Raw genomic sequence first — 8,638 nt, 5'->3', positions numbered from 1 at the left:
TACCGGCAATGCCCCGGCGTGGTTCGCAAGCCAGGTCGGCTGACATGCCCACCACGCGGCGCTATCGGGTCTCATTACCCAGGCCCTATCCACCATCGGGTAGGGGACCGGCGGTTATAACTATCTCGTCTTCGCTGCCGCCCGCCGCAGCTGCGCGTTCAGCTGTCCACTACCGAATACGCGACCTCGCTCGCACTCGGTCATCTAAAACACCAGACCGAAACCCAGCGCGGCGCCGACCGCGGCCACCGCGCCGAGGCGACCATCCAGGCCTACGGCAGCGTCCGTGCCGGACAGGGCATGTTAATCACCACTGAAGGCGGCGCGAAATAGGTGTGCGGCGAGACAAGCGTCGACGGTCAAGGTATTGAATCGTCCGGTGTTCCGGCAGAACCTGCTCAAGGCTATTTTTATCGCGCCCATAAAAAAGCCCCCTAGGGTAAGGGGGCAAGGTGCGAGAAAGGCCGTTAGGCCTTTCGGAGGAGATTCGGTTTCAGCGTGTTTGCTGATGTTGCGTTGCAGTATACCCGCTCTACGACTTTAGTCAAGTATCCGTTCTGGAAAAAATCTGGTTCGGTTTCTATCGGTCCGATTGCTTTTCCTGATCGCTGTTATCGGCATCCGTGCCAGTTACTTGCGGCTGTTCGCCGTCCTTTTCCTTGCGCTTGAGGTTGGCCAGGAATTCGCGCCGTACGGTTCGCCAGATCGGGACCTGATACTGCGAGAGCTCGCGCAGGGCGGCGAGTGGATTGTTAACGTCCAGCAATCGTGCCACACGGTGTTTGAACTGCTGTTGCTGCTCGCTGAAGAACTCCAGCGACAGTTCCAGATAGGAACTCACGGTGCTCTGCATGGAGTCGCCGTAGAAGCGGATGATGTTGCGCAGCACTTCGGTCCGAAAAATCGGATCGCCGCCTTCTTCCTGCTCGCTGATGACCTGGAGGAGGATGCTGCGGGTGATGTCGTCGCCGCTGCGCTTGTCGATGACGGTGAAGTGTTCGCCCCGAATCACCAGCTGGCGAATATTCTCCAGAGTAATGTAGCGGCTGACTTCCGTATCGTAGAGTCGTCGGTTCGGATACTTCTTGATGATGCGCGTATTGTCACTCATCCCGTGCCCCGTCATACAAAGAAATAGCGCAGCGCGCAGCTTGCTGCATCGCGGCAATACGATTGTGCCAGATCGGCGCGTGCAAACGTAGGGCGTTGAGTCGGCGGCAATAAAAACGCCCGCACGGGGCGGGCGTTTCGGGCCGGTGCGACGGGTGTGTCAGCGGCCGAGCTGGCGCTCGCGGATTTCGTCGAGGCTCTTGCAGTCCACGCACAGGGTCGCGGTCGGCCGGGCTTCCAGGCGCCGGATACCGATTTCCGTACCGCAGGTATCGCAGAAACCGTATTCATCCCGATCGACGCGGGAGATGCCCTGGTCGATCTTGCGAATGAGCTTGCGCTCGCGGTCGCGGGTACGAAGTTCAAGGCTGAACTCCGATTCCTGGCTCGCACGATCGGTCGGGTCGGGGAAGTTCGCCGCCTCGTCCTTCATGTGATGCATGGTGCGATCGACTTCTTCCATGAGCTCCCGTTTCCAGTTCATCAGGATTCGGCGGAAGTGATCGCGCTGCGCCTCATTCATATACTCTTCACCCTCTTTCGGGGTGTAAGGCGTAAATTGCTGAGGCGCCTCGAGTTTCGATTCTTTCTGAGTTGCAGGCATGCGGCCCTCGGGTCAGATAACAGCGCGTACGTTTAGCATGCTGGAGTACGGCCGTGCAACGATTTTCTTGAGCGGCGTGCGATCCTGGCACGGTTCTGGCAGACTTGCGCCTCTTGCAAACTCCGGCCGTCTCCGGCTTTTTGTCCATGACGCTTGGCGCGCTGCTATTCGATGTCGACGGCACTCTGGCCGATACCGAACCCGAGGGCCATCTGCCGGCCTACAACCGGGCGTTCAAGGAACACGGTCTGGACTGGCGCTGGACCAAGAAGCTCTATCGCAAGCTGCTTCTGATTTCCGGCGGCCGCGAACGCATCAATCACTACCTCGACAGTTACGAGCCCGAACTGGGCCCGAACGACGAGCGCGTGCGCGAGGACCGCGACAACTGGGTCGCGGAGCTGCACCAGAGCAAGTCGCGCTATTTTCGCGACCGCTTGCGCAAGGGGCGGGTGCCGCTTCGGGCTGGCGTGGAACGCCTGATTCGCGAAGCGGGCGAATCGGGTCTGCGTATCGCGATCGTGACCAATGCCACCCGAGCGACACTCGAGCCGTTCCTGGCCTATGCGCTGGGCGACGAGCTGTTGGCGTATATCGAACTGACCGTATGCGGTGACGAGGTGGACAATAAAAAGCCCGCGCCCGACGTTTACCGTATGGCCTGTGAGCGCCTGGGTTGTGCGCCGGCCGAGTGTATTGCCATCGAGGACTCGAATGCGGGCGTAAGGGCGGCCCATGGCGCGCACGTGCCCGCGTTGGTCACCGTGAATGCCGATACCCGCGATCAGGTGTTCGACAGCGCCGCGGCGGTGCTGGATTCGCTGGGCGAACCGGATCTGCCGGTGACCATTCTCAAATCCCCCGGCTTTGATTTCGACTACGTCAATCTGGACGTGCTGCGGCGCATCAACGGCGAAGCGGCGCCGGCGTCTGCCGATTAATCGCCGCGTTTGACTGGGGCGGTACCGCTGCTCGGGTGACACTCCAGATACAGCAGCGTGGCGCCGACCACGGCGGCCGGCATCACCACGAGATTGGCCAGCGGCAGCGCGGTCATTAACGTCACCAGGCTGCCAAAGCCCAGGTGGCGCCAGCGCCGCGCGCGCATGCGCAGGATCTTGTCGTCGAAACGCAGCCCACGGTTGGCCATGGGCTGGTCGAGATACTCGAACGACAGCATGAAGGCACCGAACACGAACCACATCGGCGCGATGGCCAGATTCGCCCCCGGTATGAAGAACAGGGCAAGGCTCACGATGCCCAGCATCAGCGCGCGGCCCAGATAATAGCGTAGCCGCCGCAGCTCGCCGAACAGGCCGTCGGCCATTTCGCCGGCCAGGCTCATACCCGATTCGGGCGCCTGGCCAGTCACCAGCTTTTCCACCTGGGCCGATAGCAGGCCGTTGAAGGGGCTGGCAATCAGATTGGCGAGCAGGGTGAAGATATAGCAGAACGCCAGCGTTGCCAGCAGCACGCCGATCCACCACAGCAGGGTCTCCAGCCACGCGAGCCAGTCCGGCAGGCCGGATAGCCAGGCATGCAGCCAGCTGTCGAGCTGCCAGCCGAGCAACGAAACCAGGCCGGCGATGAGCACGATATTGATGAGGATAGGAATCACGACGTAGCGGCGCAGCGACGGCTCGCCCAGCATGCGAAACCCTCGCAGCAGATAGGACGGGCCGGCGCTGAATTCGGTAATCGGATTCATCGTACGTTCGGGTAGCTCGACTAGAATTTGGGCAATTCGACGCGCGCCGGCGTCCACTCGGACGGTCGCGCGGCTTCGAAGCATGAGTGTAGAACAACCCAGGGAAGAACCCATGAACAACCCGAGCTTGCGATGGTTTGCCGTGCTGCTGTGCTGTATGACGCTGGCGCTGAGCGCCTGCTCCCAGGACGACAGCGATCAGGCCCAGGCCCAGCTCGAACAGGCGAACGCCGAACTCGAGGCAGCCCAGGCGAAGGTCGACGCCGCCGAAAAGGCCCAGGCCGAAGCGAAGGCGCGCGAAGATAAAGCGGCGGCGGAAAAAGAGGTCGCCGAAGCCAAGACCGAAAAACGCGAAGCCGCAGAGCGCCAGACGCAGGCGGCCAAGAAGTCGGATAGCGCCACCCAGCAGGCCCGTGCCGAGGCCCGCGAAGAGGCCAAGAGCAACGAGCAGCCGGTCTGCGGTGATTGCGGCACGGTCAGCTCGATCACGCCGGTCACCACCAACGGCGACCCGAGCCTGATTGGCAGCGTCGCCGGTGGCGTGGCCGGCGCCGTGGTCGGCAGCCAGATCGGCAGCGGCTCGGGCAAGACCATTGCCCAGGTCGCGGGCACCCTCGGCGGCGTGTTCGCGGGTCGCGAAGTGGAAAAGCGCATCAAGCGCAAGACCATCTACCAGGTGGCCGTGGCCATGGACGCCGGCGGCTCACGCACCGTGAGCGTGGATACGGCGGATAGCATCAGCCCCGGAACCCGCGTACGCGTTCAGGGCAACAGCCTGATTTTGATGCGCTAGACCTGTCGCCTCTCCCGGTGCCGCGAGGTGTGGCACCGGCAGGGCGTCGATCGCTTCAGGGCAGATGCACCGGCGTGCCGGGGTGCCAGTTGTCGGCCCGGTGATCGACGATCACGCTGGTATCGATACCGCCACGCATCCAGAATTCGGCGTGCAGGCGCATGAATCGCGGCTGGGTCGCGGCTACCAGGTCTTCCAGAATCTGGTTGGTCACGGCCTCGTGAAAGGCGCCTTCGTCGCGGTAAGACCACACATAGAGCTTGAGCGATTTCAGCTCCACGCAGCTCGCCTCCGGCACATACTCCAGATACAGCGTCGCAAAGTCGGGCTGGCCGGTCTTAGGACACAGGCAGGTGAACTCCGGAATACGCATACGAATGGTGTAATCGCGCTCCGGGCTCGGGTTGGGAAAGGTTTCGAGATCGCGGCTCGGTTGGGTCGACATCGGTTCTCCGTCGTGCGCGCTTTGGTCGCTAACAAGTGGGCTAAGGAAGCTCTGTACAACCTGTCGCGGTCGCGCCGGCGTGCTTTGCGCGCGATTGGCAAGGAAGTGAGAGCGTAGCGTGCTTGGTGCACGGTAGCGAACACTGACGCCGATCAAGCGTGCGCAAAGCCGGCGGCCCGCAGAGGTTCGGCCTCACAGACGCCGCGGCTGCGTTGCCAGGCTTGACCTGCCAATCAGGCAGGCGCTGCGCCTGGACGCCTTGCCGCACCGTCTGTGAGGACTCGAACGCGACCCGCGAGAGGTTATGCAGCGCTTCCCTAGGTTACACTAGCGGGCTTTGCGTTCGCCCACCCAGCCGGAGGCAGATTTGCGCCGCCGTATTTCACAACGCGACGAGATCGTACGTCGACGCGACCGGTGCGCGAGCGGGGCAGTGCGCCCATGCGTCTGACCTCAATCCGGCTGGCGGGTTTCAAGTCGTTCGTCGACCCGGCAACGCTGGCGCTGACCTCCAACCTTACCGGCGTGGTCGGGCCCAACGGTTGCGGCAAGTCCAACGTTATCGATGCCGTGCGCTGGGTCACCGGCGAATCGAGCGCGCGCCAGCTGCGCGGCGAAGCGCTGGAAGACGTCATCTTCAACGGCTCCAAGGCGCGCAAGCCGGTCGGTCGGGCCTCGGTCGAGCTCAAGTTCGACAACAGCGACGCCACGCTGACCGGCCAGTACGGCGCCTTCAGTGAAATCTCGGTCAAGCGTGAGCTCACCCGCGACGGCGGCTCGCGCTACTACATCAACGGCACGAAGTCGCGGCGGCGCGACGTCATCGACCTGTTTCTGGGCACCGGCCTGGGCGGGCGCAGCAACTATGCGGTAATCGAGCAGGGCGCGGTCAATCGCCTGATCGAAGCCAAACCAGAAGACATGCGCCAGGTGCTCGAAGAAGCCGCCGGCATCTCAAAATACAAGGAACGCCGGCGCGAGACCGAAAACCGCATGCGCCACACGCGCGAAAACCTCGACCGGCTCAACGACCTCATCGGTGAAGTCACCCAGCGGCTGGGCGTGCTCAAACGCCAGGCCGCCAACGCCGAGAAATACAAGCAGTTCAAGGCCGAGGAACGCCAGCTGCGAGCCCAGCTGCTGGCGCTACGCTGGGCCGCCGAAAACGAAAAGGTCGAGGCTGCCGAAGCGCGCCTGCGCGAAAGCGAGAACGTCCTGCGCGATGCCATTTCCGCGCAGCGCAATGCCCAGCAGGCGCGTGAAGCCGAAGCCGCGGGCCAGCAGAAGGCCATGAGCGAGGTGCAGACCCAGCAGGCGGCCTTCTACGATGCGCAGGCTCGGGCATCACGTATTGCCCAGGCCCTGGCCCATGCCAAGGAAATGCGCGAACTGCGCCAGCGCGAGCGCGATGAACTGGTCGAACGCCGCGACGCGCTGGCCAAGCGGGTTGCCGACGACGAACACGCGGCCCAGCAGACGGCCGAGGCCGCCGAGGCCATCGCCCGCGAACGCACGGATGCGCAACAGGCGCTGGAAAACGCCGGCAAGACGCTGCAGAAAGACGAGCAGGCCGCGCGCGAGGCAGAGGCGGCCTGGGACGCCCATAACAGCGCCGAACATAATCCCGTTCAGCAACTGGATGCCGAACGCCGCCGGGCACGCTATGCCGAAGAGCGGGCCCAGCAGTTGGGCAACCGACGCGACAAACGCCGTGCCGAGCGCGAAAAACTCGATGAAGAACAGGTCGGCGATCTGCAGGCCGGCGCGCGGGATATCGAAGCCCGGGCCGCGCGCCTGGCCGAAGATGAATGCGCGGCCGCCGAACAGGCCGAAGCCGACGAAGCCCTGCGGGTGGCCATCAACGACGCCGAGCGCGATGTCGAGACCCGCCGCACCCAGCTCGGCGAAACGCGGGCCCGCCTGGCCTCGGAGCGCCAGCTCCAGCAGTCCGTGCTGCGCGAAGACGACACGGCGTTGGCCGAATGGCTGGCCGACCATGCCCAGACCCAGGCGGCGGGCGTTGCACGCCGCGTGAAGGTACGCAAGGCCTGGCAGACGGCCGCCGAAGCCGTGCTGGGCCCGTGGCTGCGCGGCTTCGTGGTCGAACAGCTGCCCCAGCTCAGCGGCGATTGGCCCAACGAATCGCTGACCCTGGTGGAAGCCGGCGCGGCGGCGACGGCCGGGCCAGTGGAAGGGCCCGCCGATACGCCCAGCCTGGCCGACGGTATTGAAGCGCCCGCAGTCATCGCGGCGCTGGCCGCCCGGGTATTCGTGGTCGAGGATCTTGCCAGCGCGCTCGCGCGGCGCACGGAGTTGGCCGAAGATCAGCGCTTCGTCACCCTCGACGGCTGCTGTATCGGGCCGAACAGTCTGGTGACCCCGGCCGCCGGCTCGGCCGAGCAGGGCGTGCTTGAGCGCGAACAGCGTATCGAAAGCCTCGCCGAGCAGATCGACAGCGAACAGGCCGAGCTGGCCAGCCGCCAGGCCACGCTCGATGAACAGCGCCAGCAGCGCGACCAGCGCCGCGAACAAAAACGGGCGCTCGATCAGCGCATCGCCCAGGCCCAGCGCGAACTCGAAGCCGCACGCGCCGAACAACAGGGCCGGGAAATTCGCGCCGAGCAGCTTACCCGCCGGCGCAACGAGCTGGACACGGAACTCGCCGACCTGGACAAGCAGATCGCCGAGGCCGAGGGCGAGGCCGAGCGGCTGAACGGCCAGGTCGCCGCGCTGGAGGAAAAGGCCGAAGCCTTCACCGAGGCGCGGCGCCAGGCGCAGTCGGAACTTGCCGAAAGCCGCAGCGCGCGCGACGCTGCCCGCAAGGCCCATGCCGAGGCCGAACGGGCGCTGCGCGAAATCGAAACGCGTAGCGAACAGAACCGCAGCCGGGCGCAGTCGATCGAACAGCGGCTGGCCGATACGCGTACCGCCCATGCCGACGTCGAGGCGCGTCTGGCCGGTTTCGATGACCAGGCCGCCGACGCCGTCGACGAGGCCGCGCCCGCAGCGGACGAGAGCGAACACGAGCAGGCGCTGGAGGCCCAACACCGCGCCGAGCGCGAGCTGCGCGCAGCGCGCGAAGCGCTCAAGGCGAGCGAAAAGGCGCTGCAAGACGTCTCGCAACAGCTCATGCAGGCCGAGCAGGGTGTGGATACGGCCCGCGAAGGCCTGCAACAGGCCAAGATCGATGTCGAAACCACCGGCGTGCGCCGTGCCGGCATCGCCGAACAGATCGAAGAACTCGGCGAAACGCCGACAGCGCTGGTGGCCGGCCTCGAAGAGGGCGCGACCATCGAAAGCTGCACGTCGGCCATCGACACGCTCGAACGCAAGATCCAGCGCCTGGGCGCGATCAACCTCGCCGCGATCGAGGAATACGACGCCGAGGCCGAGCGCGAGCGCTATCTGGGCGAGCAGCACGCCGATCTGGCCGAAGCGCTGGAAACCCTGGAAAGCGCGATCGCGCGTATCGACCGCGAAACCCGGGCGCGCTTCAAGGCCACCTACGAACAGGTCAACGCGCGGTTTGCGGACATGTTCCCGGAATTGTTCGGCGGCGGCGAAGCCGCGCTCGAGCTCACCGAGGACGACTGGCTTTCCACCGGCATCCGCGTGATGGCGCGTCCGCCGGGCAAACGTAACGCCTCGATTCAAATGTTGTCGGGCGGAGAGAAGGCGTTGACCGCGGTTGCGCTATTATTCGCCCTGTTCGAACTCAACCCGGCACCGTTTTGTATGCTGGATGAAATCGATGCACCGCTCGACGACGCCAACGTGTCGCGTTTTTGCGAACTCGTACGGCGGATGTCGGCCCAGGTTCAGTTCATCGTGATTACGCACAACAAGCTGACGATGTCGCTCGCCGAGCAACTGCACGGCGTGACCATGGCCGAGCCCGGGGTGTCCCGGCTGGTCAGCGTCGATATCGATCAAGCCCTCGACATGGCCGGCTGAGCCGGCGCCACGCAACTTATCGAC

8 protein-coding genes are annotated in these 8,638 nt (G+C 64.5%); 4 read left to right on the top strand and 4 right to left on the bottom strand.

Features of this window, described 5'->3' with window-relative positions; all coding sequences use genetic code 11:
- Positions 1-150 precede the first annotated feature (150 nt).
- A complete protein-coding gene (locus C84B14_RS04100) occupies positions 151-333 on the top strand; it encodes a type VI secretion system Vgr family protein (RefSeq protein ID WP_353222062.1) in 183 nt (60 codons plus the stop codon).
- Between the two features lie 247 nt (positions 334-580).
- Here C84B14_RS04100 and phaR read toward each other — a convergent pair whose 3' ends face one another.
- Complete coding sequence (gene phaR, locus C84B14_RS04095) at positions 581-1,111, bottom strand: polyhydroxyalkanoate synthesis repressor PhaR (protein WP_353222045.1); 531 nt, start codon at positions 1,109-1,111, stop codon at positions 581-583.
- Positions 1,112-1,270: 159 nt separating this feature from the next.
- A complete protein-coding gene (gene dksA / locus C84B14_RS04090; protein ID WP_293626570.1) occupies positions 1,271-1,714 on the bottom strand; it encodes an RNA polymerase-binding protein DksA in 444 nt (147 codons plus the stop codon).
- A gap of 113 nt (positions 1,715-1,827) precedes the next feature.
- On the opposite strand from dksA, the gene C84B14_RS04085 reads away from it, so the two are divergent.
- Positions 1,828-2,655: an HAD-IA family hydrolase gene (locus tag C84B14_RS04085; RefSeq protein ID WP_353222043.1), complete on the top strand. Its 828-nt coding sequence runs from the start codon at positions 1,828-1,830 to the stop codon at positions 2,653-2,655.
- On the opposite strand, the gene cysZ is transcribed toward C84B14_RS04085, so the two are convergent.
- Positions 2,652-3,422, bottom strand: coding sequence for a sulfate transporter CysZ (gene cysZ / locus C84B14_RS04080; protein WP_353222041.1), 771 nt, complete (start codon positions 3,420-3,422; stop codon positions 2,652-2,654). The genes C84B14_RS04085 and cysZ overlap by 4 nt on opposite strands.
- Before the next feature lie 112 nt (positions 3,423-3,534).
- Between cysZ and C84B14_RS04075 the strand changes: the two genes are divergently transcribed.
- On the top strand, positions 3,535-4,215 hold the full coding sequence (locus C84B14_RS04075) for a glycine zipper 2TM domain-containing protein (RefSeq protein WP_348766491.1): 681 nt from the start codon (positions 3,535-3,537) through the stop codon (positions 4,213-4,215).
- 55 nt (positions 4,216-4,270) lie between these two features.
- Here the strand turns inward: C84B14_RS04075 and queF are convergent, their stop codons facing one another.
- Positions 4,271-4,660, bottom strand: coding sequence for a preQ(1) synthase (gene queF / locus C84B14_RS04070; RefSeq protein WP_348766490.1), 390 nt, complete (start codon positions 4,658-4,660; stop codon positions 4,271-4,273).
- 441 nt (positions 4,661-5,101) lie between these two features.
- On the opposite strand from queF, the gene smc reads away from it, so the two are divergent.
- Complete coding sequence (gene smc, locus C84B14_RS04065) at positions 5,102-8,614, top strand: chromosome segregation protein SMC (RefSeq protein ID WP_353222039.1); 3,513 nt, start codon at positions 5,102-5,104, stop codon at positions 8,612-8,614.
- Positions 8,615-8,638: the final 24 nt, after the last annotated feature.

It is taken from the genome of Salinisphaera sp. C84B14 (assembly GCF_040361435.1).
Lineage (GTDB): Bacteria > Pseudomonadota > Gammaproteobacteria > Nevskiales > Salinisphaeraceae > Salinisphaera.
The sequence above is the reverse complement of the archived record's forward strand: the minus strand, read 5'-3'. Positions and strand labels throughout refer to the sequence as shown.

Excerpts from the sequence above, each read along its gene's own strand:
- phaR (WP_353222045.1), bottom strand. The coding sequence starts at position 1,111 with ATGAGTGACAATACGCGCATCATCAAGAAGTATCCGAACCGACGACTC.
- dksA (WP_293626570.1), bottom strand. The coding sequence starts at position 1,714 with ATGCCTGCAACTCAGAAAGAATCGAAACTCGAGGCGCCTCAGCAATTT.
- cysZ (WP_353222041.1), bottom strand. The coding sequence starts at position 3,422 with ATGAATCCGATTACCGAATTCAGCGCCGGCCCGTCCTATCTGCTGCGA.
- C84B14_RS04075 (WP_348766491.1), top strand. The coding sequence starts at position 3,535 with ATGAACAACCCGAGCTTGCGATGGTTTGCCGTGCTGCTGTGCTGTATG.
- queF (WP_348766490.1), bottom strand. The coding sequence starts at position 4,660 with ATGTCGACCCAACCGAGCCGCGATCTCGAAACCTTTCCCAACCCGAGC.
- smc (WP_353222039.1), top strand. The coding sequence starts at position 5,102 with ATGCGTCTGACCTCAATCCGGCTGGCGGGTTTCAAGTCGTTCGTCGAC.